Source organism: Pedobacter terrestris, from assembly GCF_052343045.1.
GTDB lineage: Bacteria > Bacteroidota > Bacteroidia > Sphingobacteriales > Sphingobacteriaceae > Pedobacter.
In genome coordinates this window covers 4,440,044-4,466,721 of sequence record NZ_CP180264.1, presented here as the reverse complement: position 1 = coordinate 4,466,721, position 26,678 = coordinate 4,440,044, and the positions used below count along the sequence as shown (strand labels likewise).

The window sequence follows — 26,678 nt, the reverse complement described above, 5'->3', positions numbered from 1 at the left end:
TATAAAGCTCCGCCATATTCTGTATGCGGAGCTTTTGTATTAGCACTTACTAAGAAATAGTTTCTGTTGATGGAAGATTTTAAGCAGCTGGTAAAATCAAAAAAGTCTGAAATAAAGCAGGTTGTAAATTTTGATGCCTCAATTGATCGGGTATTCCAATTGGATTTTACCGTCGCTAACACCGAGCTTAGCGATGAGATTTTAAACGACACATACCTTTTTTCTAAATGGGTGAATCAAAAACTAACGCTAAACCGTGCCCGTTACGGCATTGGCGGATACGATGAGCACCGCACCATTTATTCGCGCAGTGCGCATTTTTCATCAGCAGAAGAACCTCGCAGGTTACATTTGGGTGTAGATATTTGGGCACCGGCAGCAACGCCAATCTATAATTTTCACGAAGCGGTAGTGCACAGTTTCGCCAATAACGATCACTTCGGCGATTATGGTGCAACCATTATTTTGCAATATGATTTTAGCGGTTTTATATTTTACGCGCTTTACGGCCACCTGAGTTTCGCTTCGCTTGATGGGTTGTTTCAAGGGAAAGTTATTGCTGCGGGAGAGGAATTTACACGTCTTGGCAATCCAGACGAAAATGGCAGCTGGCCGCCACATTTACATTTCCAATTGATACTCGATATGGAAGGTAAAGCCGGTGATTATCCAGGTGTATGCCGTTTTAGTGAGCGAGCGCGTTATCTCGCAAATTGCCCAGATCCAAATCTAATCCTTCAACAAACCTTCGGCTTTTAAACAAGGTTTAATGCAATAGCATTTGTAGATTAGACAATCGCTTTATAAGGATTTTACGTAAATTACACCAATGAAAAATGTAATCGTTTTCTGTTTAATTTTATTCTGTACCCGCGCTTCTGCACAGTTGCAGTTTAAAAGCGGGAAAGATGGTTTTGCAAATTTTCTGCGCGAAAACACCATTTATCCGCAGTTCTCTAAACAAAATTGCATTCAGGGTTTGGTTAATGTGCGCTTTAAACTGGATAATAACGGACAGGTTTATGCATCTAAAATTACCAAAGGCATTATTACAGAATTAGACGAAGAAGCGCTAAGATTGGTTCGGTTAAGTAGCGGAAAATGGCAAATTCCGGCAGGTTATGATAGTACAATTTATATAATTGTGCCCGTAAATTTTGTATTGTCTGGTTACAATTGCGAAACTAAAAATCCTAAAGATATTCAGGCTTCTATACAGGCTTATCAGGCAGATGAAAGATTAACCAATACCGTTTTAAATTTCTACCAACATATAGACCACGCTAAACCTGGCCAGGAAGCACAAATTATTGCCCTTAAAAATCAGCTGGGGATTGATGATGAATATTTATCAGAACGCGTTCAGAATGGATTAAAAAAAATTAAACAGGGCGATAAGGAAGGCGCATGCACCGATTTTAATTTTGTGAAAAATACAGGCAGTACACTTGCCGATGAATACCTGGCTAAATACTGTAAATAATGCGAAACTGGATTAAAATTTTTGCCCTGCTGGATGTGCTCAGCGTAGTCTTATTGTCTTCGCAATTCTGGAACATCATCACACACTTAAATGAAATTCCACATCAGGTACTTTCGCAAGCTAAAGTTATTTTACTTCTTCCCTTGTTTCTGTCTTTGTTTGTTTCTGCAACAGGCTTATTCACGCTCAAGAAATTTGGCTTCATTACGTATTACATTCAATTTCCTTTTCGATTGGTGGTCTGGATCTTCTCTTTCGGGTTTATCACGTACATTCCAGAATTGCTTCACCTCGGCGACAATTGGTTCAATCTGTTGTTTCGACTTTGTTTTGTTGCAGAATTTTTCCGTCTGTATTTTAGCATAAAAACACACCGCCAAATTTGGCCTTAAGTTATTATGGTAATGGCATCTGTTAAGATTGATGCTTCTACCGTATTTATTTTGCCAATATATTCGCCATCCACCTGAAAGTGTGCTTTATGTTTAGATTTTATGGAAACCCTCTTGGTTTGAAAAACCTCAATTTTTTTCGGGTTAAAAGGTAGTTTTGTGAACCAGATTTTCAGAATTTCCAGATAAGAATAATCTTTTACAAGAACAATTTCAAACAAGTCGTCGTTCAGTTTGCCATCCGGATTAATCTTTAAACCTGTTCCGTACATGGTTGCATTGGCAATGGCCACCATTGCAGCAGCAGAGTTTACTTTTTTTCCTTCAATATTTAATTCTACCTGCATTTTTTTGTGGTTCCATAATGCGTGCCAGGTTGCTTTTGCATAAGCCAACATTCCACGTTCTGGTAATGAATCAAATTTTTTCACCAGGAAAGCATTAAAACCCAAATCGGATAAATGAATGCAGAGCTCGTTATTTAGTTTTATCGCGTGTATTTTTTTCGGCGTGCCACTAAGCACAACTTCAAGTGCGGCATCAATGTCCGTCGGGATTCCGAGTTCTTTTGCCATCCCATTTGCAGAACCTGCAGGCAAAATGCCGATTGGCAAATCTGTATTTAATGTACATTCTGCTACCAGTTTCAATGTTCCATCACCTCCGGCAGCAATAACCCGATCTGGTTTAACCTCAGAAATTTTACTTTTAATTTCCTCTAAATGGCAATCTTTCGGCAATTCATAAATTTCATAATCTGCATTTTTGTCTTTAAGAAAAGATACAATCAGGGTATTCAGATCCAGATCGTGGTTTCCGGAACCAGGGTTTACAATAAATAGTAGTTTCATTTCAGGCGGGCAATTTTATTTACACAAACAACTCTTTCTCTACAGTGTTTTGCATTTAATGGATAAAATGAGCGTAAAAATTTATAATGGTTATGGCCATAAACAAAATCTGGTAGTTTACGGGCACGTCTTCAAATATCGAGCGAAAACAACGCAGACCTACAGCAATAATATCTTCGTAAATATTCTCCGTCTGATTAAACTTTTTATCGTAAAACCATTTTCCTTTGTTGATGTTCGTTTGCAGTTTTTTGATCAAACTATTTACAATAAAACCGAAGACGATGGTTTTTTTAAATTTGAATGGGCTGCAGAGCAGGATGTTCCGGCCGGCTGGCATTATGTTAAAGTTGATGCGGTTGACCCCGATGGCAATACTATTGCATCTGCAGAAGGTAAAGTGTATGTACCTCACATTACACAATATGCATTCATTTCTGATGTAGACGATACGGTTATGGTTTCGCACTCGGCAACCATTGCACGCCGCTTGCGCGAGTTATTTATCAAAAACCCGCATACGCGGAAAACTTTTCCCGATGCAGCAAATCACTACCAGCAATTGGCCACAGCACATACATCGGCAGAACAACCAAATCCATTTTTCTATGTAAGTAGCAGCGAATGGAACTTATACGATTACCTTGTAGAAACCTTTCATTTTAATAAGTTGCCAAATGGTGCTTTTCTGCTCAATACCCTTAAACACTGGAGTGATCTAATAAAAACCGGCAAAACCGGACACGAAGGGAAATTACTTCGTGTAATGCGAATTTTAGATGCTTTTCCCAATCAGCGGTTTATATTTTTTGGCGATAACTCTCAGCAAGATCCGATGATTTACTCGGCTATTGCCGAAAAATATCCGCAAAATATAGAAGCCATTTATATCCGGAACATCCGTAAGAAAAACACAAGCCAAACCCAGCAAATTCTACATGCGATAGAGGAGCTTGGTATCCATACATGTTTATTTGAAAACAGTACTGATGCGCTTAAACATTCTATGCAAATTGGTTTGATCGCCAAAAAATAGCAGATATAAGTCTGGCTTTTTGCGTTAAAATTTAGTATGCCTTGCCCCTGTTTTTGAAACATATTTTGCGCAGGTTTTACTACTTTTGCCGCTATGACAACTTTTTTCGAAGCTTCTTTAAAGCAACTTTCCATTCACCACACCGGAAATAAAGTACTGGAAGAATATTATAAACTGAGTGATGCACCATTAAATATTGATGATGAATTGCTGGGCAATCTTCTGATGCAGTATTTTTTAAAACCTTTCGAAAAAGTAAATGAAGTATATCGTTTTTACCATTCCAGTGATAATTTAAAACTGAATGAAGTGTACCATTTTGCACAAGAAATTTTTGAAAACAATAAGTTGTTTCACGAAAACTCTGAGCAGTTGGCTAAATATTTATATGATGTGGCCAACCATCCGAAGATTAAAGCAGGTGAATTGTACGTGGCGTATTTTGAGAAAGTGCAGATTGAAGGAGAGCTTTTGGATGTAATCGGGATTTTTAAATCTGAAACAAAGGACACTTACCTTAAAGTATATCCTGAACAGGACGGCTTTAATATGAGTTATGAGCAAGAAGCCATCAGCATTAATAAATTAGATAAGGGCTGTTTGATTTTCAATACGGATGCTGAAGAAGGCTATAAAGTTGTCGTGTTGGATCAGGCAAAAAGCAGTAATGAGGCCGCCGTTTACTGGAAAGATGAGTTTCTGAAACTGAAAATCAGGAATGATGCATACAACCAAACCAACAATGTTTTGGGCGTTTACAAAAATTTCGTAACCCAGAAACTGGATGATGAATTTGAAATCAGTAAAGCAGATAAAATAGATTTGCTTAACCGTTCAATGAAATATTTCAAAGAAAAAGAAACCTTTGATATTGATGAATTTAGTCAGGAAGTTATCGGAAACAATGAAGGAATAGAATCATTTAAAAATTTTAAAAAGAATTACGAACAGGAATTTGAAACGCCAATAGCCGATACTTTTGAAATTGCAGAAGCCGCTGTTAAAAAACAGGCGCGTGTGTATAAAAGCGTTTTAAAGCTGGATAAGAATTTTCACATTTATATACACGGCAATAAAGAGCTGATTGAAAAAGGTTATGACGATGATAAATCGATGAACTTTTATAAGGTCTATTTCAGAGAAGAAGAATAAGGAAGGTGTTATTTAATTCGGCAAGGTAAACATGACAATGTTGGCCTTGCCGAAATAAACAAGTGTACAGAATTAACCATATAAGACATTAAAGAACAAATAAGTTTCGGGCTGTAAAAAACGGTTTCTATTTTATAATTCTGATAATCGAACGTATAACCGGCTCAATGTTCTTATATCTTTTATATGGTGATTACTTGAAAAAGTCGCTTTATATTTTTTGCTGCGCTTTCAATGCCAGATATTGATTAACCACATTCACGGTGAGATTTTCTGGTGTAGACAATACGCTGAGTATCCCATGTTTAGCCAGTTCTTTTACAATCAGTTTTTTCTCGAAAGCAAATTTTTCTGCAATGGTTTTGATGTAAATACCTTCAACATCTACAGCTGGTGTTTCACTTATTGTTTTTAAGGTCGTATTTTCAAAAAACACGATTAATAACAGATGAAATTTAGCTATGCGTTTTAGATAAGGTAACTGTCTTTCTAATGCAGACATGGTTTCAAAATTTGTGAAAAAAACCACCAAACTTCTTTGCTTCAAAGTAGATCTGACGGCAATGTACAAAGCTTCCATATCTGTTTCCAGGTAACGCGTTTTTTCTTTGTACAATACTTCCATAATTTTATTCAGTTGTGTTGCTTTGCGATCTGCAGGCACAATGCTTCCAACTTTTTCTGCAATGGTAATTAAACCAGCACGATCTTCTTTAACCAAAGCTACGCTGCTTAAAATTAAACTTGCGTTTATGGCATAATCCAGCAAGCTCAATCCATCAAAAGGCATTTTCATTGTGCGCGATTTATCTATTACACAATAAACATGTTGCGCTTTTTCATCCGTATAAGAATTGACCATTAAATCGCCTCTTCTGGCCGTTGCCTTCCAGTTTACAGTTCGGTAATCATCACCTGGAACATAATTCTTTACCTGGTCAAATTCCATGCTGTGGCCAATTCTGCGTATTTTTTTAATACCAAAATCTGTAAGTCGGTTAGATATGGCCATCAATTCATACTGCCGCATTTTTAAAAATGACGGATAAACCGGAACCGTTTTATACGTACCAATATTGTAGCGCCTGCTTAATAAACCCAACGGACTTTGGACATACAAACGGCTTTGCCCAAATTCATATTCACCACGCTTGGTTGGCCGCAAATAATACGCAATTACTTTTTGCGTGTGTGGCTCTAAACGCGCATCAAACCATAAATCTCGTTTTTGAAACTGAAAAGGGATTTCATCAATCAAACCAATTTTCACTTCAAAAGGATAGAAACTTTCGAGATAAATGTTGATTTCATTTTCATCGCCATTGCTTAACCGTTCCGGGATTTCCCGATGTAAGAAAACGCCTTTTTTGGTTCTAAAAAGCAAAATAAGGTCAATCAGTATCAGCGCAATTAAAGCCGTAAAAATGAAATAAGGCATATTGCCGATTAACGGAAGGAAAAAAGAAAACACAAATAATACCACACAGAAACCCAGCGCAAGAAATAAACGCCGGTTTAAAAAAAGATCTGTATAATATTTTCTGAAAAAGCTCTTCATCTACCTGGGTACCTCAATTTTTTTAATCATCTGGCTGATTACATCTGCAGGTGTTAAACCTTCCATTTCTTTCTCCGGACTTAACATTACACGGTGCGCAAGTACCGGAATGGCAACTTTTTTAATATCATCTGGTGTTACAAAATCTCGTCCTTCCATTGCTGCAACAGCTTTGGCGCTGTTCACAATGGCAAGTGACGCCCGCGGCGAAGCGCCCAGAAACAGGGATTTATTGCTTCGGGTTTCGTGCACTATTTGTGCCGCATATGCAAGTAGTTTCGGCTCTACAAAGAGCGATTTTATAGTAGCGCGCAACGATTTAATTTGTTCTATGTTCAACACTGGCGTAATTTCTTGAAGCTGATGCTCTGTTTTTTGCTGATGTTGATTCACCAAAATCTCAATTTCCTCTTCCAAACTTGGGTATTTCACTTCAATTTTGAATAAGAAACGGTCTAATTGAGCTTCAGGCAACCGATAAGTTCCTTCCTGTTCGATCGGGTTTTGAGTAGCAAGTACCATAAATGGTTCATCTAAATGATATGTTGTTCCATCAACAGTAATCTGGCGTTCTTCCATTGCCTCAAAAAGTGCAGATTGTGTTTTTGCAGGTGCGCGGTTAATTTCATCAACCAAGATCAGATTGCCAAAAACTGGCCCGTGCCTGAACTGAAATTCTCCTGTTTTCGGACTAAAAACCGCTGTTCCAATTACATCAGAAGGCATTAAATCTGGTGTAAACTGAATGCGGGAGAAACTGGCCGAAATGCATTTTGCCAATAATTTGGCGCTCAATGTTTTGGCAACTCCGGGCACACCTTCCAGCAGTAAATGTCCGTCTGCAAGTAAACCTGCAATCAATAAATCTACAGTTTCTTTTTGTCCAACAACTATCTTAGCCAAAGTTTGCCTGATCTGCATCACGGCGGCATTCAGCTCGCTCAAATCTGTACGTTGGTTAAACATTTCCTGTTCCATATCTTATTGGTCTTCTTTGTAAAATTTTTCTATAATTTTATTCAGTTCAATCAAGTCTGAATCTTTTATCTCTTTGGTAGCTTTTATACGGTTAATTGTTGTACATAAAAATGCTACTGTTTTTTCTTGTGCACCAGAACGGCCGGTTAGTGAAGTCTTAAATTCTTCGTTTAACTCAAGCGTTTTGATGCGGTATTTACTTCTAATGTATTCCAGCAGATAACTGATTTTTTTTAGGGCAATGTCTGTATTGTTGCGTTGCTGATAGTAAACACGGCCAACTACTTCAACAAATTCTACAGACGTATTTGTGGGCGCCACAACAACTGGTATAATTCTTTGCCGGCGTTTAATTTCAAAAAGTACAAAAGCAAGTAATCCAAAAAGACTAAGTAAATACGCCCATTTCAATTCACTGTATTTGAAAATAGTACGTAATGGCGATTGATCTTCTATTTGCGGGCGCGTAAAATGCTCGTCCCAAATTAAAAATTTCGCTTCTGGTAAATAAGAAAGCGCTTTAGAAACATACATTCGCCCATCGGCTTTTAGCAGGCTGTAATTGGTGAAAAGTAAAGGATTTGGGCTGATAAACAAGGCACCTTTTCCAAATTTGTATTGTAAAAAATTAGCTTTTCCGGCTCTTTCTCCAAGTACAATAGCTTTAGCTGTGTCTATTTTGTTAAAATATTGCTCGGCGATAGATTTATCAAAGACAAAACCTTTCTTTTGCGCAAATGCAGGGTTTGTAAATTGTATAGGAAGATCTTTAGCATTGTTAAAGTCTGAAGTAATACGCAGTTTGAGTGAATCTGTTAAAACTTTCGGCAGGTTAAATGTCGCAATAAATACATGGTTTCCTTCTTTTATAAAGTTTGTAAGCGCCTTGTAATCCAGTTTGTCTATTTTCAAGTCTGAACAAATGATCAGATAGTTGGATTTTCCTTTTGGTTTGGCCTCCTTAAGTGTATTGTAAATCGGATTTTCTGTTTTCTGTACAATAACATCCGGGAAAATATCTGCTATTTGCCGATCCAGAATATAGGTGCCAAATGGAATTTTATCTTCCCTTAATAAGGTTGCCGTCCAGTTGGTTTCTTTTGGTTTAAAAAATTGAGCCAAAAGATACAACAGCATTAAAATGGCACTTACAATAAGATATCTTTTCAATCCGCTCATGCCTTTTTATGGTTAAAATGGTGAAAAGATTTTTGTAGGTTTTCAAAACCGGATTTGTCTATATGAAATTCTCCATACCAGATGTATTCAAACTGATTGGTTAAAATAGAAAATTCTGCACTTTTTTGCGGATCTTGAATTTCACTAACATAGGTTTTATTTGTTTTATCCGGCAACCAGTTGATCAGTTCCTGATCGCTTAATTTTTTTAATGTTCTGAGGTATAATAAACGAACAGCGAGGCGATAGTTCGATTGTTGGATAGCGGCATCTAGCTGATCTTCAAAGTTAATTTCATGAATATTCTCCAGTGTTTCATGATAAGGAACATCAACTTTTTCGGATTTTCCGGTCAGTATTTTTAAATCTACACCCCACAATTTTAAGATGATGAAAATGATTGTACCAATTGTTGCGGCTATAATCAGATATTTTAAAATGAGGAAGAGTATTTTCACAAATCCGCTATCTGAAGATTTGCCTGAAAAAATCCGGTTAATCAAATCCCAAATCCATCGCCAGAATTTTTGCCATAAACTTTGTTGTTCCGGCGAAATTTCTTTGTACATGAAATCGCTTTGCTTACTGTATTTTTCTATGGCGAGAGAATCTATTTGCCGAATTTTGATCTGGCTGCTATCCTTCTGAACGATTGATTTTTTAGCCGTATTTGTATGCGCAGCAACAGCTTTATATGTAAGTGTACAAAACAGTAAACATAGCACTAAAATACCCCTGTTAATATTCTTCTGCATTGATTTCTTGCGCTCCGGTATCAGATCCGAGATTTCCAATTCTTTCCATTAAACCACTGTTTTCTTTTTTCTCTACCAGGTTGAAATAGATTAAAGTAGACGTGATTACCGGTATAGAAAAAAAAATGTAAGACAGGTAACTGCCAATAGCATTCAAAATAATATAGGCATTGCTAAAAGGCCTTTCTGCATGTGAAAGTGTGCTGATCATCATGATCGCAAAAGATGGGATTTGAATAAACAATGCCAGTGCATAAGCAATAATCCAGATGATTAGAATTACCGCTGCAGACGCCCACCATTCATTTTTAATGAGTTTAAATGAACGGTTAAACGTATACCTGAAACCTGCATTTTCCATAATCATAACAGGATAGAAAATACTTATCATTGGAAAAATATAGATTCCCGGAACTAAACAACAGGCTAAACAGATTACGAAGAAAATGGTCAGTAGAAAGCTACTTCCCAAAAGCCTGAAAAAGTAATACTTGTAATATCCCCAAACTTCAAGAAGCGAAGGCGCAACATTTCCTTTTTCTACATACAAAGTTAGGTAGCTTAAAATGGTTACATAAAGTGAATTGGCATAAGCCATAGCAAAAACCATAGAAAGAAAATATTGCCAGCTTACAATTTTTGCCCAGGTATTTCTGGGATACGCCGGAGAGCGCATATCGCTGCGAGTGTAATCCAGCAAGTTCATTTGTGAAAGGATACTGGTAAGTATTCCGGCAACGATAAAAAGTCCGCAGAGGTAAAGTAATGCCTTCGCCAGCGGTTTAATATTTTGTTTTAAGAACAGAAAGGTATCGCCAATAAGCTCTCCAAATTCTCGTGTTTTTTTAAATTCTACAGGTTGCGCCATTGTTAAATAGGGAATTGAGTACGTTTAAATAGTTGGTAAGGTAAAATAATGACATACCAGATCATAAAGCCAAGCGAAGCAATTAAAATTATCAAGCTTAGGTATAAAGGCATTTCTGTATGTCTGGTGACAAAACTTTCAAAAAAGGCAGCCAGTAAAATTATAGGCGTAATGCCCAAAGCAATCTTCGTTGCATCTTTTGCATTCTGTTTAAAAGCCTGCATACGGCTATAGGTTTTTGGAAAAAGAATCCCGTTTCCCAATACTAAACCCGCGCCGCCGGCAATTACTGCACAGGCAATTTCTAAAGTGCCATGTATCCAAATTACCAGAATAGATTGCGCACCAAGGCCCTTGCTAAAAAAGAAATATTCAAAAGCGCCAATCATAATTCCGGTTCTCAGAAGAAAAAAAACAGGGCCAATAGAAACAAATATTCCACTGATAATCATCAGCAGCATTACCCAAATGTTATTTGTTGCAATTTCAAAAAACATCATCAGCTCTCCCTGTTGTTTGTAGACGCCAAAAGGATCGCCTTTGGCAATATTTTCATTGGTCATGTTGATGTAGCTGTTGCCGAAGAAAATGCGAAGGAAAGAACTATCATATTTTGCAGAAAGTATTCCGATAGCCATTGCAATTACAAAAAATACAAAAGACCAGAGTAAGGAAAAACGATGCTGATAAAATTTTAATGGAAGTTCATATTTCCAGAATTTTAAAAAACGGCCTTTTTCCTCTTTTTTATTTTTGTAAATGGCCTGGTGTAGAACCGACGCAATTCCATTTAGATAAGCTGTTGTTGTTGATTTTGGATAAAATGTTTTGGCGTAAGCCAGATCGTTCGTAATATCAATAAAACGCTGTGCCAATTCATCCGGATTGCTGGTTTGCAAGGATTCATATCCTTTCCATTTTTCTGAATTTTGTTTAACAAACAGCGCTTCTCTCATAGATTAGTTTTAACCGACTAAAATTTCAGTTAAAATAGAAACAAAATTTTGATTGGCCAATAAAAATCACAATGCATCTTTTATATTTGGTGTGCATGGAAACCGTAAAAGTAAATACCACTCAACATATTGAAATTGATTATCCTGTTGCCGGACTCGGTGAACGGGTTGCGGCCAGATTAATTGATTTTGGCTTGTTTCTCATCCTCATTATTCTTTTAATGATTGGTTTTGGATTTATGGGACTTATGAATTCTGCTGAAATTACTTTTGTAGTTGTAATGGTAATTTACGGTGCGGGTTATGTATTTTATGATCTGATTTGCGAAATTTTTATGAATGGACAAAGCATTGGAAAAAGGATTCTAAAAATAAAGGTCATAAGTTTAGATGGTTCGCAGGCAAGTTTGGGTCAGTATTTTATCCGTTGGCTATTCAGAATTGTAGATTTTACCCTAACGGGATGGGTTGGCGGCTTAATCTGTGTTGCCGTTACAGAAAATAAACAACGAATTGGCGATCTGGTTGCCGGAACAACCTTGATAAAAACGCAACCTCAAACAGAACTCGCACACATTGCGTTTCATCCGAATGTTGAAGATTATACACCTATTTTCGAACATGTACAAAACCTCTCCGATCGGGATGCAGAGTTGATACATGAAGTTTTGAATACCTATCATAAAACCGGAAATCACGATATAATTTTCCAGGCTGCAGCGAAAGTAAAAACTTTGATTAATGCTGTTTTGCCTGCCGGAATGCATGAATTGGCTTTTTTAGAAACCGTGTTAAAAGATTATAATCACATTACTTCTAAGGCCGATTAAATAAAGTTATCATCTTTATCATATAATTGAGGAGAATCAGATTTCCTACAACTAACACCATTATTTTGAAAACAAAATCTTGTTTCGGGAAAGAGATTAACACCCTTAATGCGGAATACGTAAATAAACAAAGCAATGGAATAAGCGGCGGATAAATCCTAAAGCTTGTACTCAAATCACCGGCAACTAAAGCCAAAAATGACCGTTGAAAACCACAACCCGGACAATCAAGAGTTGTTAGCCATTTAAACGGACAAGGAATTAAGTGATTTTGCAGCCAATGTACAAAAGACATTGTACTGCAAAATACGAGGATTGCACTTTTTTGCATTACACAATGTGCGAGGTATCATTTGGATTATTGAAAGGATCATTCGGTCTGTTAAATGGATTTGTACTGAAGTATTTTTTGCTTCTTCAGCAGACGGACCTAAATAAGCAGCTGAACTGAAGCCCAAAATTGGCCAGAAAATATAAGGGAATATCACCAGGCCGATAGTGAAACCTTCAGATTTTCCAAAACTTTTACTCACCAGATTAATCAGCCAAATACCAAAAACAACATTTACACAAGGTATAATGAGCCATAAAATCCAGATCATAGGTTTGCCCACAATTTCGAGCAAAATGATCGTATTGTAAATTGGAATTAGCGCAGCCCAGCCCGGTTTTCCGGCTTTCTTAAACGTCTTCCACATCCCGGCAACCGAGATCACTGCAATGATTAAGATAAATACAAAATAAGCGCCTAAAAAGGCCGCCAGAAATCCGCCGCCGGCAGATTCGTAATTCGCACTGTTTTCCTTAGTTTTAGTTAAATTAGATATTGATTAAGCTAAAATTATAAAAAACTGGCAATACTAACTACTTGATAATGAAATTATTTTAGTGCAACAGAAACTTTAGGCAACAATGCATTTGCCCAATCAGCATACATTTTGGCGCTAGGGTGCAAACCGTCGCCAGCAACCAGACTTAGGTCTGTTTCGGCTTTTCTTGATTCTGGCGTAATATCGGTATAACTCACACCTGCAGCAAGCGTAATTTCTTTGTTGGCTGCGTTAAAAGCATCAATTTCTGCAGCAATGGTTTGTGGCGTTTTTGCCCCCTGATGCCCGAATGGTGTTGCGCCCCAGTCGGGAATAGATACCACGAAAACATGGGTTTTATCGCCGTTGGCAAATGCAATCGCGGTTTGCAACAATTCTGAAAATTCCTTTTTATAAGTTTCTATCGGATAACCACGGTATTGGTTGTTTACACCGATTAACAAGGTTACAAAATCAAACTTCTGATTAATTTTTGCCTGTACAATCGCTTTTTGAAGTTCATCTGTTGTCCAACCGGTAGTTGCAATAATTTTAGGATCAGCAACTGATTTATTTGCATAGTTAAGTAAATTTTTCAGCTGAAATGGAAACGACGAAGCCTGCGGAACACTTTCTCCAATAGTATAAGAATCGCCCAAAGCCAAGTAGCTGTGCGCTGATGTAGAGTTTTGAACAATCGAATCTGGTTTAAGTGAGGGGTTTTCAGTCATTTCGGCATTTTTTGTACACGCCGAAGTTACTAAAGAAAATAAAATGCAGGCTAAAAGTTTCATAACGGAATTTACGTAGATGCGGCCGTGCTGGTTTCTGAATGTTTTTAAGAATTGACAATGGATATTTTGAGCATCTGAAAACAATTCTCGGTCAAAAACCATTATTATATAAAATGACAGGTTATGATAGATCCAATAGAAAACGATTATTCCAATGATCCAAATGATGCTTTACGCAGAGAAGATGATGTGGAAAATATAAATGAAATTTCTGGAGATGATTCCAGCATTGAGTACGATAAGGAACATCTTGAGCAGGCCGATGAAGCCTCGCGCCCATCTTACGAATTAAACGTAGAGGATTTGGATGCAGCAGATGATGATCTGGACAATTAATACAAACGTCCGTACGGAGCACGTACGGACGTTAAATTTTTTCTTAAATTATTTTGCTTTGGCAGCGTAGGTATGTGGATTAACAGCAGCGATTGTCCATCCTTTTAAAAACGATGTAATTTTTTTCACATCGTGTCCAACTTTTTTCTTTCCATTTGCGGCCACTTCTTCTGTTTCCAGATAGGCAGAATTTTCGATGTGTAACACCTTACCTTTTCCGTCTAAAATGACAAATACTGGAAACCCAAAACGTTGCGGATAACCTAAACTGGCAAGTGCGCCTTCATTTTTATTCTCCGGACTGTAATTGACCAATACGGTTTCGAAATTTTCATTGATGTAATTTTTCAATGTTGTAGTGCTGTCTACCAGGTTATGGAAGGCAATACACCAACTACACCAGTTTCCGCCAACTTGCACCAAAACATGTTTGTTTTCTTTCGCGGCTTTAGCAACAGCTTTTGCCAGGTCTGCTTTGGCATCAGCCTGAGGATTATAGATGTGGACACCTGCAGGTTTAGATTGAGCAAATGCAGCGACAGAAAGTAAAACTGCAGCCAATAAAACAAATATCTTTCTCATTGTAAATAAATTAAGCACAAATGTAATAAAGTCTACTAAATGAATAGGCTATAATGCCCATATTTACAGAATTAATACATGTTGATCCATTACTAAATCAAATTTCTGGTGCAGTTTTTAGATATTCATACTCATCGGTCTGAGCAAGAGAATAACGTTTTGGCCATTCGGAGTTTTTCTTTAGGCCATGATTTTGATGTTTCTAAAGATGGAAAATCGATTTCTATCGGTTTACATCCTTGGTATACAGACAATCTGAATGTAGAGGAAAATATGCGTGTACTTGCTGAACTTTCAAAACAAGATTGCATTAAAATGATTGGCGAATGCGGGTTAGATCGTTTAAAAGGAAATCCTTTACCAGAGCAAATCAGTATTTTGAAGAAACAAATTTTACTTGCTGAAGAATTGCATAAACCAGTAATTCTGCATTGCGTTCGTGCTTTTTCAGAATTGATTGCCATTAAAAAACAGCTTGAGCCAACTGTTCCGCTGATTATTCATGGCTTTACAAAAAATGAACTATTGGCACAGCAACTGATTGACAATGGATTTCATATTTCTTTAGGAGCAGCAGTTTTTAAAGAGAATAGTGCTGCGGCAAAACTTGTACAGCAACTGGATTTATTTTTTCTGGAAACGGATGATTCAGAAATTTCGATCAAAGAGATTTATATACAAACTGCAAATTTGAGAAACTGCACCATTAATGAGTTAAAAGCACTTATTTTTGCAAACTGGAAAAAATTGAAAATAATTGAATAACGATTTATGTCTCAAGATAAATTGATGTCCGGGCAATAAATCATAAGAAAATAAAATATGTCAGATGTTTCTTGGCTTTCCCGGTCTGCCTTACTCGTAGGCGATGAAGGGATTCAGTTGTTACAAACCAAGCATGTTTTGGTTATTGGTTTAGGTGGCGTGGGTTCTTTCGCGGCCGAATTTATTTGTCGCTCCGGAATTGGCGAAATGACCATTGTAGATGGCGATGTTGTTGATCCTTCAAACAGAAACCGCCAGTTACCTGCGTTGGCAATCAATCATGGTGTAAGCAAGGCTGCTATTATGCAAGAAAGACTTTTGGCTATAAATCCGGATCTTAAACTGCATGTGGTAAATTCATTTCTCACACCTGAAAAATGCCGTGAAATTTTAGAAGCCCGGTTTGATTATGTGATGGATTGTATAGATAGCGTAATGCCGAAAATTACATTGCTTTCTACCGCTTTAGAAAAAAACATTCCGATTGTAAGTTCTATGGGCGCAGGTGGTAAAGTTGATCCCACAAAATTAAGGATTACCTATTTGCCAGATACGTATCAGTGCGTGTTTGCGAGTTATGTTCGCAAAAGATTAAATAAGCTTCCAAACGTGGATCAAGTAAAAGCCGTTTTCTCTACGGAGGGAGTAAACAGAGAATCGTTAATTTTAACTGACGGCAGCAATTTCAAACGTTCTGCTTATGGCACTGTTTCTTATCTTCCGGCAGCATTTGGCGGCGCTTGTGCTTCAGTTGTCATCAGAGATTTATTGGGCATCAAATACGAAATGGAAAAAAGACCAACCAGAATAAGAAAAAAGAAAAAATAGTAATTTAACCTGTAAGCATGATTTTATCATTATATGGATAAATAGTTGAGCGCTTTTGCAGGTCTATATTTTCTATATGTCTATATGGTTACTCTTTAAGGCTTAATATTTAAGATGTAGCAAAGTATGTCCAAAAATAAAGATGCCACATTGCATTAAAATTAGTTTTTTACCACATAGACATATAACTTTTGCGGTTTGCTGATTCTATGTTTTCTATATGTCTATATGATTACTTTTTGAAGCTTAAGGGTTTGATAACTAGTAAAATATGTTCAGAACAAAAGAGGCACGTTGCATTAAAATTAATTTTTTACCATATAGACATATAGTTTTTGCCGTTTGCAAGCTCTATATGTCTATATGGTTACTTTGAAGCTTAATGGTTTGATAACTAGTAAAATATGTTCAGAACAAAAGAGGCACGTTGCATTAAAATTATTTTTTACCATATAGACATATAGTTTTTGCGTTTTGCGAGCTCTATGTTTTCTATATGTCTATATGGTTACTTTTTAAGGCTTAATGGTTTTAAGAAGTAGTAAAGTATATCCAAAAATAACGAGGCCACATTGCATTAAAATTAATTTTTTACCATATAGACATATAGTTTTTGCCGTTTGCGAGCTCTATTTTTTCTATATGTCTATATGGTTACTTTTTGAAGCTTAATGGTTTGATAACTAGTAAAATATGTTCAGAACAAAAGAGGCACGTTGCATTAAAATTAATTTTTTATCATATAGACATATAGTTTTTGCCGTTTGCGAAGCTCTATATGTCTATATGGTTGTTTTTTAAGGCTTAATGGTTTAAGAAGTAGCAACGTATATCTAAAAATAACGAGGCCACATTGCATTAAAATTTGTTTTTTTACCATATAGACATATAGTTTTTGCGGTTTGCAAGCTCTATGTTTTCTATATGTCTATATGGTTACTTTTTGAAGCTTAATGGTTTTAAGAAGTAGCAAAGTATATCTAAAAATAACGAAGCCACATTGCATTAAAATTAATTTTTTACCATATAGACATATAGTTTTTGCCGTTTGCGGAGTTCTATATTTTCTATATGTCTATATGGTTACTTTTTGAAGCTTAATGGTTTGATAACTATTAAAATATGTTTAGAACAAAAGAGGCACATTGCATTAAAATTAACTTTACCATATAGACATATAGTTTTTGCCGTTTGCGAAGCTCTATATGTCTATATGGTTGTTTTTTAAGGCTTAATGGTTTAAGAAGTAGCAACGTATATCTAAAAATAACGAGGCCACATTGCATTAAAATTAATTTTTTACCATATTGACATATAGTTTTTGGCCTTTGCGAGTTCGATATGTCCATATGGTTACTTTTTAGGCTTAATGGTTTAAGAAGTAGCAAAGTATATCCAAAAATAACGAGGCCACATTGCATTAAAATTAATTTTTTACCATATAGACATATAGTTTTTGCCGTTTGCGAGCTCTATATGTCTATATGGTATTTTTTGTAGAATGCCAATTTCAAAATCAGCTAGCTTGTTTCTTGGTTGATAGCAGCCATAAAATTCTCCATTTTTTTGTTTCGCGTGCAATGATTACGCTTATGTTTGTAAATTCGGAGCAATTGAGCAACAAATTTCTTTCGAAAAACACGTGAAAATTCCAGGATATTACTATGCCAAAGCCTTTAAAAATACTTCAAGCGTCAGCCGGATCAGGTAAAACCTTCAGCCTCACCGCTCACTATCTTACCTTGTTGTTAAGCAGCGAAGGCAAATACAGGGAAATTCTTGCCGTTACCTTTACCAATAAGGCAACAGAGGAAATGAAAACCCGAATACTAGAAGTACTTCAGGGTTTTGCAACTGGCGCTGAAAAAGTAGACGATTATCGCGCTTTGGTTTTAAAGGAACATCCGGATTTAACACCCGAAACCTTAAAACTCAAAGCAGATAAAATTTATCGTAGAATTCTGCACGATTACAGTCGTTTTTCCATTAGTACCATTGATGGTTTTGTGCAAAAGGTAATTCGTGGTTTCGCTTTTGAACTTGGCTTGAATGCCGATTACAACCTCGAAATGAATTACGATAAGGTGAAGGATGATCTTGTCGAAAAACTCGATGAATCCCTTAACCACAACAAGCAACTTCTTCAATGGATTATTGATCTGGCAATTGAGCGCATTAGCGACAATAAAAGCTGGAACTATAAAAGCGAACTTTACAACCTTATTGGCGAGATTTTTAAGGAACGGTTTCAGGTTTTCGAGCAAGCGGTTAATCAGTTAGGCGCAGATAATATCGACGAATTATTTAAAAACTACATCCGATTAACGAAAGTAGAAGTTAAAACGTTCGAAGAACAGATTGCGAAAATGGCGGCAGAAAGTTATCAGCTGTTCGATGATTTTGCCATTACAAGCGATCAGCTGAAAGGAAAATCCAGAAATGGTTTGTTAAAATTGCAACATGTTGCTGGCGGAGATTTTTCGAAACTTGAAAGTGTTTTCAAGTTTATCGATCAGCCAGACGATTGGTTCGCGAAGAATTTCAATGCGCCAGATTTTTTTCAGGCTTTAAACGCTAAACTCTCCGCTTTACAAACCGAATACGTAACCAAACTTCCAACATATGCGCTGGCACTCGCATTTAATAAAAACCTGTATTATTTAAGGTTAATGCAAGAAATTGCCAGTTTGTTAACCATTTATCGATCAGAAAATGAGAATTTACTGATCAGCGATGCGCAGAAACTGATTTCAGGAATAACCAGTGATGCTGGCGAAAACCCTTCATTTATATGGGAAAAAGTTGGCAACCGCTACCGCAATTTTCTTTTCGATGAATTTCAGGATACCTCAGTAAGTCAGTGGGGAAGTTTTAAATCGTTGCTTACCAATGCAATGGCGTCTTCTGGCGGTCAGTTTATTGATAATTTAATTGTTGGCGATACTAAACAATCTATTTACAGATGGAGAAACGGCGATTGGAATATTCTGCACAGACAGGCAAAAGCTGACGTTGGTGTAGAAAATGTTGTAGAAGATAGTTTAGGAGAAAACTACCGCAGTGCAGCAAATATCATTCAGTTTAATAATGCGTTGTACGCGAGTATTTCGGCAAAAATACAAAAGAGTTTAAATGAAAGTGTTGATGGACGCTCGCAAGACGTTGTTGAGTGGTGGACAGAAAATCAGTTTGATGATATCATTACCAAAATATACAGTGGTGCGACACAAAATTTAGCTTTAAAAACGGCGAAGGGCGGTGTAATTAAAATCAAAAAATTCGTAAAAGAAGATAGCGATGCCGAGCGATTTACTGAAACAACTTTCAGAGATGTGGCTTTGGATGATATGGTTCAGGAAATTCGTTTCCTGAAAGAGAATAAAGCGTATGCACAAAGAGACATAGCCGTTTTGGTACGTTCCAATAACGATGCCTTGCGCGTGGTGAAAAAACTTATGGAAGCAGAAATTGAAGTAATCTCTGGCGATGCACTTTTAATTTCAAACAATTCATGCATCAAATTAATCATTAATACACTAAAAGCATTTGTTGGTTTAGATGCTCAAAACGCGCTTTACAAAGCCAATTGCATTGCACTTTATCACTTTGTGAAAGGGGAAACGCCAGAACCTGAAGTATATCAGAACCTTAAAAACCGGCCACTTCAAAGTTTGGCGGCAATACTTCCGGCAGATTTATGCAACAACTGGCAACATTGGCTACAGTTGCCTTTACCAGAATTGGTAGAAACGCTGATTGGAAGTTATGGTTTGAAACAAAAAACCGCACACATTCCATATTTATTGGCATTTAGAGATTTAACAGCAAACGCCGGTCGCTTTGGCGAAAAAGGAATTGTAAACTTTTTAAATTGGTGGGAAGAAGAAGGTATAAAAAAATCTTTGCCCTCACCAGAAGGAACAGACGCAATACAAGTCATTACGATTCATAAATCAAAAGGATTGGCCTTCCGGGCGGTGTTTATTCCTTTTTGCGATTGGAACCTGAAAACACGTCCAAACTCTATATTCTGGGTTTCAGCACAGCAAACCATGTATAAAGATTTGGTTGATATTCCGCTTAAATATTCAGAACATCTTGCGGATTCTGCCGTGGCAAAAGCTTATTTTGAAGAAACTTTATACAGTAATCTGGACGCTTTGAATGAGATGTATGTAGCCACAACACGGGCCAAAGATTATATTTATATGGGCTTGATGGGCAAAGCAAAGCCAAGTTTAAGCAACGTTGGAGATGCGCTGGCCTTAGTTTTAGATGATTTTACCGCATTTGCAGAACCTGTAGAAGCAGAAGGAAAAGTTTATCCAAGCGAATTTGCGCAAACCAATCGGTATGAGATTGATGAATATGTAGAAGGGAAAAAAGACAATGCAGAAGGAAATCATATTTCGTTGAGTGAATTTCCAACAACAGAACGCTTATCAGAATTGTATGTAGAAACGCAGGAGCGCCATTTGAAACACATTTTGAACATTGAACAATCGGGACGAAAAGGAAGTATTCTGCACGATGTTCTGGCTAATGTAAGTAACGAAAAGGAAGTAGACAGTTATCTGCTCGATTTACTTTCGCAAGGCGATATTTTGGAAGACGAACTTCCGGAATTGAAAACATCGGCAATGAAAGTATTGAATCATCCGGATTTGACACAACTTTTAGCCGCTGCGACAGAAAGCATCACCGAAAAAAATATTATCGATGCCGAAGGGAAAATACATCGGCCAGATCGGATTTTAATTCATGAAAATGAAATCATTATCCTCGATTATAAATTTACAATAGAGCAAACAGACAAGCATATAGAGCAGATTTTGACCTACAAAAATCTGCTAACAGATATGGGATATAACAGCATAAAATCTTACCTTTTTTATGCGCTTAAAGGAGAATTGAAACATGTATAAAAGCAGAATAATAAAATTAGTAAAGCCGTTTCACCTCTATAAACTCTACGCTGTAATATGAAACCTTTTTTAGAAGAAGTTGCCGCAGATTTGGTTGCAAAGTTTGGAAACGGTTTACAGCATTGTGCCATTGTATTTAACAATAAAAGACCAGCTGCGTACCTGCAAAAATACCTCGCCGAAATTTTTAAAAAACCTTTTTTTAGTCCGGCTTTTTTTACCGTACAAGAGTTTTTTGCTGAAGCCGGAAGTTATAAAAATGCCGATTTTTACCGCCAGTTTTATACGCTTTTCCAAGTGTATAATGATTTATTGAAGGAAGAAAATTTGCAACCGCTTAAAAGCCATAAATTTTTTCCGCTGGCGAAAATTATCTTGAGTGATTTTAACCAGATTGATGCCGATTTGGTCGATGCAAATTTACTGTATCAGGAACTTGAAGATATTGCCATCATCAATAAAGAATTTGATTATCTGAGTGCAGAGCAATACGCTTTTTTGCAGCAGTTCTGGCAATCGTATGCAGAAGGCAAACACAAAAAGCAGCAAGAGTTATTTATTAAAATGTGGCGCCGCATGCCGAAACTGTATCATAAGTTTCATGAAGCATTGCGGGCGCAAAAACATATTACCAGTGGTGGCGCATATCGCCAGCTGGCAGAAGCAGATCTTCAGCAAAATCCATTTATAAATAGTTTTAAAGGGAAAATCGCTTTCGTTGGTTTTAATGCACTCAGCAAATCGGAAGCGAAAATATTTACACGTTTACAGGACTTGCAAAAAGCGATTTTCTATTTTGATGCTGATGCATATTACCTGAATGACGATTTGCAAGAAGCCGGTTTGTTCTTAAGAAGAAACCTGAACCAGTTGCAGTTGAAAAATGAATTTAACGCGGCGAATATGTTTGATGCCGAAAAACATCAGCTTAACTTGTACAAAGTGCAAGGGCAATCGGCGCAGGCAAAAATTCTCAATCATATTCTGGCAGATGACTATCAGAAAACAGAAGGCATTTCGTCTACAGCAGTAATTCTGGCAGATGAATCTTTGCTGATTCCTGCACTCCAAACCATTCCAACTGCAATTTCTGGAAAAACAATAGATCTGAATGTTACAATGGGTTATCCACTTGGAAGTTCGGCAGTATTTGGTTTGGCAGATTTGTGGTTGTCTACACAATTGGAAATTCTTCATAACCGGCAAATCAGTTATCAGAATCTCGAAGCATTTTTGACACATCCACTCACAGGAATCAGTCAGAAAATGCGCGATAAAATTCAATCTGCTTTGCTTAATGAAAAGATTAATACGGTAGATGTAACACGTTTAATTAATCAGAAAGGCATTTTTGAATTGTTTTTCCAGGAAATTACAGAACCAAATCAACTCACAGTTCGGCTGCTGGAAGTTTTACATTCCGTATTGAATCGTTTGTCGACTGCCAAACAGTTGAAGAAAATTGATGCAGAACTATTTGTAAAAACAATACAAGAATTAAATCGGCTTCAGGATACTGTAGGCAAATACATCATAAATGAAGAACGTGCTTTTGTCATTTCACTTGTACAAAAAGCGTTGCAAGGAATTGCTGTTCCACTTTCTGGCGATCCGCTCAGCGGGATTCAATTGATGGGTTTACTGGAAAGCCGCAATCTGAATTTTGATAAAATTGTATTTCTGGGTTTCAATGAAGGCATTGTTCCCAAAACAAATATCGGCAACAGCTTTATTCCAGATAGTTTAAGACGTGTATATGGCTTGCCGGTGCTGGAGAATCAAGACGCCATTTCTTCTTATATGGTTTATCGTTTATTGCAGCGCGCAAAACAAATCAGTTTTGTGTACAACAGCTTGACAGATGAATCTACATCTGGCGAAGTAAGCCGTATTTTTAAGCAACTGCAGTATGAAAGCCGGTTTGAAGTGCAAGAATTTGATCTTTCGCTAGAAGTAAAAACCGAGCAATCTCCAAATATTCAGATCAGCAAAAAACAGCCTTTTATACAAAACGCATTGCAAAAATACCTGCGCAAAGAACGGTCTTTATCCCCTTCGGCATTTACGCAGTATCTCTCCAATCCAATAGATTTTTTCTTTCGCTACATTGCTGACATCCGCGAGCCGGAAGAAGTTTCTGCAGTAATAGAAGCCAATCAGGTAGGGTCAATTTTGCACAAAGTGATGGAGTATTTTTATGAAGATTGTGTAGGAAAAATAGTTGAGCTGGATTTTATCCAGGCAGAACGGAAGAAAATTCCGGCAATGATTCAAAAAGCATACGCCGCAGTGATGTTTAATAACGAAGCTAAAGTGCCCGAATTTACAGGGATGCAACAGGTAATTCTAGCCATTGTAGATGCATATGCAGATATCATTCTGAAGCAGGATGAAAGTCAGGTGCCGTTTAAATTGCTCAGTTTAGAACAAAAAATTACCGCAGAAATTCGCTTTCCGGTTTATGGCCGTATGGAAAGTATTAATCTTTTTGGTTTGATTGATCGTGTTGATGAAAAAGATGGCGTAACCAGAATTGTAGATTATAAAACCGGAAGTGATGTGCTCACTTTTAAAAATGTTGAGGAACTTTTTAATACCGATGGCAAACACATCAATAAAGCTTTGGTGCAAACGCTGATGTATACTTATGCTTTTGAACAGTTTTCTGGCAAGAAAGAAGTAGAACCCAATTTGTACGTGGTAAAAACCATGAGTGCGGAAGGTGTTTGGTTTAAGTCTGGCAGGCAAACTTTAAACGGTGCTTACCTGGAAGAAATTAAACCGCAGTTTCTGGCTGCCCTGCAAAGTAAACTCACCGAACTTTTCGAAGCAGAGTTTTTTAATGTGAGTGCCGTAGCAGATAACTATAAATATTCTATTTACAAAACGCTTTTCGGCGTATAAAGGCGTGTTTCCGGGAAATCAAATGTGTATTTTCCGGAATCAAATTATCGCCCAATACGGATTAAAATTGGAAACTGAACGTCTTTTTGTGCGGCATTTCCCCAAGCTTCCTTCAACTCGATCATAACATATTCAAGCGGGTTGCGGTCATTTGTTTTTTTATAATGTTGCAATGAAGACCAGGTATTGAGATAACCAATCAGTTGGTCAAAATTCCACGTTGTTTTAATATCGAAGTGTGGTGCATTAATTTCTTCGAAAGGAAATGGGATGGTTTGGTATTTTTCTTCAATATACCGGCGCTCGGCATCCCAGTATTTGCCTAAAATGGTTTCATATAATTTATGAACCACCAAATCAACATCGTGATCAATTGTCATTACTCCATAACCCAGCACAGCAAAAATGCCGTCAGGTTTAAGCGTGCGCTTTACTTCGGCATAAAACGCTTCAAAATTAAACCAATGAATCGCCTGCGCAACAGTAATTAAATCGAAGCTTGAATTTGGCACGTTTGCTTTTTCAGATGATTCTACTTTATAGGTAATGTTTGGCAGTTTTAACGCCTGACTGAGTTGTTTTTCGCTAATGTCTGTTGCGTAAACCTGGTTAAAATTTTCGGCAAGAACTCTGGCAACCTGTCCGTTTCCGGTTGCACAATCCCAGGCTGCATTAAAATTGTTAACCAATGAAAAAAGATAATCGTATAACTCTTTTGGGTACGTTGGCCTGTAAATGGCATATTCTGCCGCTTGTGTAGAAAAATTATCTTTCATAAAATTAAATTTATAAAGTAACAATAATGGCGCGATTTGGTTCTCGCGAAGCGATTCAGTTCAAGGTTGCTAAATTAATGTTATTTTTGATTTACACACCCGTTTTCATCCAATTCCATACGCTCATTTATATTTCTATACTGAATTAATATGCATAAAACAGATAATGTTAAAGATATGGAATACCGCTTAAAATCTATTTTTGGCGGTTCAATTGGAAATTTAGTAGAATGGTACGATTGGTATACCTATTCTGCGTTTTCGCTTTATTTTTCTCCAGTGTTTTTTCCAGACAGCAATCCTACTGCACAGCTTTTAAACACTGCAGGGATATTTGCCGTTGGTTTTTTAATGCGCCCGATTGGTGGTTGGTTGTTTGGCAGTATTGCCGATAAAATGGGTAGAAAAAAATCGATGACACTTTCGGTTTTAATTATGGCAATCGGTTCGCTCATTATCGGATCAACGCCTGGTTACCGTACAATCGGAATTGCTGCGCCACTGTTGTTGGTTTTAGCACGTCTGATTCAGGGTTTGAGCACCGGTGGCGAGTATGGCACATCAGCGACTTACCTCAGCGAAATGGCTACCAAAAAACACCGTGGTTTTTATTCCAGCTTCCAATACGTAACCTTAATTGGCGGCCAATTGTTGGCTTTAGGTATTCAGTTAATTTTACAGAATTGGCTGCTTACGCCAGAACAATTGCATACCTGGGGCTGGCGGATTCCGTTTTTTATCGGTGCAGCATTGTCTTTTATTGCTTTATATCTGCGCAGGCATATCGATGAAACTTCTGCTTTTAAGAAAAAAGAAAATGACGATAAAAAAAGTGGAATGGCTGTTTTAATGCAATATCCAAAAGAGGTTTTTACAGTTGTTGGTTTAACATTAGGCGGTACCATCGCTTTTTACACCTTTAGTACTTACATGCAGAAATTCCTTGTCAATACCGTTCATTTGAGCAAAGAAACCTCTACTACATTGTCCTTTATTTCATTGCTTGTATTTGCCATTATGCAACCTGTGTTCGGGCTGCTTTCTGATAAAATTGGTCGTAAACCTTTGCTTATTGGTTTTGGTATTTTGGGCACACTATGCACTTATCCTATTTTAAGCGGCATAGGTGCAGAAAGCAATACAACAATAATTTTTTTCATGATGATTGCCGCACTCATTATTGTTAGCGGTTATACCAGCATTAATGCCGTGGTAAAAGCAGAGTTGTTTCCGGCAGAAATCAGAGCATTGGGTGTAGGTTTGCCTTATGCATTAACGGTTGCAATTTTCGGCGGAACAGCAGAGTACTTTGCGCTTTGGTTTAAAAATATCGGGCACGAAAACTATTTTTACTGGTACGTAACCGGATGTATTCTAATTTCGTTGATTTTGTACACCACGATGAAAGACACCAAGCACCACTCTAAAATTGAAGATTAAAGGTAATTGCTGATTTCGATCAGATTCATATCCGGATCGCGGAGATAAATCGATGAAATCGGGCCGTTTGCTCCTGTTCTTTCTATTGGTCCTTCTTCAACTTCAATGCATTTTTTCTTCAGTTCCTGAATAACTTCTGCCAGAGTATTGTTGGTGATAAAACACAAATCGGCCGAGCCAGGCATCGGTTTAAAAGCTTTTGGCTCAAATTCATTACCTAATGGATGCAGGTTAATTTTTTGGTTGCCAAAATGCAAAGCTTTTCGGCCGGCGCCAAATTCAATAACCTTCATGCCTAAAGCGGTTTCGTAAAATTTGCAGGTACTTTCAATATTGGCTACGGTAAGTACAAAGTGATCGAGGTTTTTAATTTCCATATTCGTAAAATCAGAACCGTGTAATAACACAATTGTTTTAAGGTGCAGTTACACATTGTGATGAGCAGTATTAATGCTGGTTAGAAGCTTTAGATAAACCCAAG

25 protein-coding genes are annotated in these 26,678 nt (G+C 37.2%); 12 read left to right on the top strand and 13 right to left on the bottom strand.

The genetic code is table 11. The features are described 5' to 3' along the window. The first annotated feature begins 69 nt into the window (after nucleotides 1–69). The 3 genes from ACJVDH_RS19105 to ACJVDH_RS19095 all read left to right on the top strand — a co-directional run bounded on the left by ACJVDH_RS19105 (nucleotide 70) and on the right by ACJVDH_RS19095 (nucleotide 1,875). Entirely contained in the window at nucleotides 70–759 is a 690-nt protein-coding gene (locus ACJVDH_RS19105) for a peptidoglycan DD-metalloendopeptidase family protein (RefSeq protein WP_443944998.1), read from the top strand. 70 nt (nucleotides 760–829) lie between these two features. Further along, nucleotides 830–1,483 carry a TonB family protein gene (locus tag ACJVDH_RS19100; protein WP_443944997.1) on the top strand — a complete coding sequence of 218 codons (654 nt, stop codon included), beginning with the start codon at nucleotides 830–832 and terminating at the stop codon, nucleotides 1,481–1,483. After that, complete coding sequence (locus tag ACJVDH_RS19095) at nucleotides 1,483–1,875, top strand: hypothetical protein (RefSeq protein WP_443944996.1); 393 nt, start codon at nucleotides 1,483–1,485, stop codon at nucleotides 1,873–1,875. The genes ACJVDH_RS19100 and ACJVDH_RS19095 overlap by 1 nt, the downstream gene beginning before the upstream one ends. Here ACJVDH_RS19095 and ACJVDH_RS19090 read toward each other — a convergent pair. Beyond that, nucleotides 1,872–2,726: a diacylglycerol/lipid kinase family protein gene (locus ACJVDH_RS19090; RefSeq protein WP_443944995.1), complete on the bottom strand. Its 855-nt coding sequence runs from the start codon at nucleotides 2,724–2,726 to the stop codon at nucleotides 1,872–1,874. The two genes, ACJVDH_RS19095 and ACJVDH_RS19090, sit on opposite strands and share 4 nt — an antisense overlap. 67 nt (nucleotides 2,727–2,793) lie before the next feature. Here ACJVDH_RS19090 and ACJVDH_RS19085 point away from each other — a divergent pair, with 67 nt between their 5' ends. Then, the gene (locus tag ACJVDH_RS19085; protein ID WP_443944994.1) at nucleotides 2,794–3,762 is read left to right on the top strand and encodes an App1 family protein; all 969 of its coding nucleotides are present in this window, start codon (nucleotides 2,794–2,796) and stop codon (nucleotides 3,760–3,762) included. 93 nt (nucleotides 3,763–3,855) lie between these two features. After that, nucleotides 3,856–4,914, top strand: coding sequence for a nucleoid-associated protein (locus ACJVDH_RS19080; RefSeq protein WP_443944993.1), 1,059 nt, complete (start codon nucleotides 3,856–3,858; stop codon nucleotides 4,912–4,914). 211 nt (nucleotides 4,915–5,125) lie between these two features. On the opposite strand, the gene ACJVDH_RS19075 is transcribed toward ACJVDH_RS19080, so the two are convergent. The 6 genes from ACJVDH_RS19075 to ACJVDH_RS19050 all read right to left on the bottom strand — a co-directional run bounded on the left by ACJVDH_RS19075 (nucleotide 5,126) and on the right by ACJVDH_RS19050 (nucleotide 11,208). After that, nucleotides 5,126–6,352, bottom strand: coding sequence for a DUF58 domain-containing protein (locus tag ACJVDH_RS19075; RefSeq protein WP_443944992.1), 1,227 nt, complete (start codon nucleotides 6,350–6,352; stop codon nucleotides 5,126–5,128). A gap of 120 nt (nucleotides 6,353–6,472) precedes the next feature. Next, nucleotides 6,473–7,450 carry an AAA family ATPase gene (locus ACJVDH_RS19070; protein WP_443944991.1) on the bottom strand — a complete coding sequence of 326 codons (978 nt, stop codon included), beginning with the start codon at nucleotides 7,448–7,450 and terminating at the stop codon, nucleotides 6,473–6,475. Nucleotides 7,451–7,453: 3 nt separating this feature from the next. Then, entirely contained in the window at nucleotides 7,454–8,629 is a 1,176-nt protein-coding gene (locus ACJVDH_RS19065; protein ID WP_443944990.1) for a DUF4350 domain-containing protein, read from the bottom strand. Further along, complete coding sequence (locus tag ACJVDH_RS19060; RefSeq protein ID WP_443944989.1) at nucleotides 8,626–9,384, bottom strand: DUF4129 domain-containing protein; 759 nt, start codon at nucleotides 9,382–9,384, stop codon at nucleotides 8,626–8,628. Before ACJVDH_RS19060 ends, ACJVDH_RS19065 begins: the two co-directional genes overlap by 4 nt. Then, a complete protein-coding gene (locus tag ACJVDH_RS19055; protein WP_443944988.1) occupies nucleotides 9,368–10,252 on the bottom strand; it encodes a hypothetical protein in 885 nt (294 codons plus the stop codon). Before ACJVDH_RS19055 ends, ACJVDH_RS19060 begins: the two co-directional genes overlap by 17 nt. A 2-nt stretch (nucleotides 10,253–10,254) precedes the next feature. Then, nucleotides 10,255–11,208, bottom strand: a complete 954-nt coding sequence (locus ACJVDH_RS19050; protein ID WP_443944987.1) for a stage II sporulation protein M — start codon at nucleotides 11,206–11,208, stop codon at nucleotides 10,255–10,257. 95 nt (nucleotides 11,209–11,303) lie between these two features. Here ACJVDH_RS19050 and ACJVDH_RS19045 point away from each other — a divergent pair, with 95 nt between their 5' ends. Then, on the top strand, nucleotides 11,304–12,038 hold the full coding sequence (locus tag ACJVDH_RS19045) for an RDD family protein (protein ID WP_443944986.1): 735 nt from the start codon (nucleotides 11,304–11,306) through the stop codon (nucleotides 12,036–12,038). On the opposite strand, the gene ACJVDH_RS19040 is transcribed toward ACJVDH_RS19045, so the two are convergent. From ACJVDH_RS19040 to ACJVDH_RS19030, 3 genes are all read right to left on the bottom strand, one after another. After that, a complete protein-coding gene (locus tag ACJVDH_RS19040; protein ID WP_443944985.1) occupies nucleotides 12,025–12,333 on the bottom strand; it encodes a DUF2752 domain-containing protein in 309 nt (102 codons plus the stop codon). The two genes, ACJVDH_RS19045 and ACJVDH_RS19040, sit on opposite strands and share 14 nt — an antisense overlap. Further along, a complete protein-coding gene (locus tag ACJVDH_RS19035; RefSeq protein WP_443944984.1) occupies nucleotides 12,284–12,754 on the bottom strand; it encodes a DUF5684 domain-containing protein in 471 nt (156 codons plus the stop codon). Before ACJVDH_RS19035 ends, ACJVDH_RS19040 begins: the two co-directional genes overlap by 50 nt. A gap of 164 nt (nucleotides 12,755–12,918) precedes the next feature. Beyond that, a complete protein-coding gene (locus ACJVDH_RS19030) occupies nucleotides 12,919–13,578 on the bottom strand; it encodes an SGNH/GDSL hydrolase family protein (protein ID WP_443944983.1) in 660 nt (219 codons plus the stop codon). A gap of 186 nt (nucleotides 13,579–13,764) precedes the next feature. Between ACJVDH_RS19030 and ACJVDH_RS19025 the strand changes: the two genes are divergently transcribed. Next, on the top strand, nucleotides 13,765–13,977 hold the full coding sequence (locus ACJVDH_RS19025) for a hypothetical protein (protein WP_443944982.1): 213 nt from the start codon (nucleotides 13,765–13,767) through the stop codon (nucleotides 13,975–13,977). Nucleotides 13,978–14,025: 48 nt separating this feature from the next. Here the strand turns inward: ACJVDH_RS19025 and ACJVDH_RS19020 are convergent, their stop codons facing one another. After that, a complete protein-coding gene (locus ACJVDH_RS19020) occupies nucleotides 14,026–14,559 on the bottom strand; it encodes a thioredoxin family protein (protein WP_443944981.1) in 534 nt (177 codons plus the stop codon). 108 nt (nucleotides 14,560–14,667) lie between these two features. On the opposite strand from ACJVDH_RS19020, the gene ACJVDH_RS19015 reads away from it, so the two are divergent. The 4 genes from ACJVDH_RS19015 to ACJVDH_RS19000 all read left to right on the top strand — a co-directional run bounded on the left by ACJVDH_RS19015 (nucleotide 14,668) and on the right by ACJVDH_RS19000 (nucleotide 23,981). Further along, on the top strand, nucleotides 14,668–15,324 hold the full coding sequence (locus ACJVDH_RS19015; protein WP_443944980.1) for a TatD family hydrolase: 657 nt from the start codon (nucleotides 14,668–14,670) through the stop codon (nucleotides 15,322–15,324). A gap of 57 nt (nucleotides 15,325–15,381) precedes the next feature. Further along, the gene (locus tag ACJVDH_RS19010) at nucleotides 15,382–16,152 is read left to right on the top strand and encodes a tRNA threonylcarbamoyladenosine dehydratase (RefSeq protein WP_443944979.1); all 771 of its coding nucleotides are present in this window, start codon (nucleotides 15,382–15,384) and stop codon (nucleotides 16,150–16,152) included. Nucleotides 16,153–17,816: 1,664 nt separating this feature from the next. Then, nucleotides 17,817–21,077, top strand: a complete 3,261-nt coding sequence (locus ACJVDH_RS19005; protein ID WP_443944978.1) for a UvrD-helicase domain-containing protein — start codon at nucleotides 17,817–17,819, stop codon at nucleotides 21,075–21,077. 57 nt (nucleotides 21,078–21,134) lie between these two features. Then, complete coding sequence (locus tag ACJVDH_RS19000) at nucleotides 21,135–23,981, top strand: PD-(D/E)XK nuclease family protein (RefSeq protein WP_443944977.1); 2,847 nt, start codon at nucleotides 21,135–21,137, stop codon at nucleotides 23,979–23,981. A 44-nt stretch (nucleotides 23,982–24,025) separates the two neighbouring features. Here ACJVDH_RS19000 and ACJVDH_RS18995 read toward each other — a convergent pair whose 3' ends face one another. After that, complete coding sequence (locus tag ACJVDH_RS18995; protein WP_443944976.1) at nucleotides 24,026–24,757, bottom strand: class I SAM-dependent methyltransferase; 732 nt, start codon at nucleotides 24,755–24,757, stop codon at nucleotides 24,026–24,028. Nucleotides 24,758–24,907: 150 nt separating this feature from the next. Between ACJVDH_RS18995 and ACJVDH_RS18990 the strand changes: the two genes are divergently transcribed. Next, nucleotides 24,908–26,197, top strand: coding sequence for an MFS transporter (locus tag ACJVDH_RS18990; protein ID WP_443944975.1), 1,290 nt, complete (start codon nucleotides 24,908–24,910; stop codon nucleotides 26,195–26,197). Here the strand turns inward: ACJVDH_RS18990 and ACJVDH_RS18985 are convergent. Further along, nucleotides 26,194–26,574 carry a VOC family protein gene (locus ACJVDH_RS18985; protein ID WP_443944974.1) on the bottom strand — a complete coding sequence of 127 codons (381 nt, stop codon included), beginning with the start codon at nucleotides 26,572–26,574 and terminating at the stop codon, nucleotides 26,194–26,196. The genes ACJVDH_RS18990 and ACJVDH_RS18985 overlap by 4 nt on opposite strands. Nucleotides 26,575–26,678 lie beyond the last annotated feature (104 nt).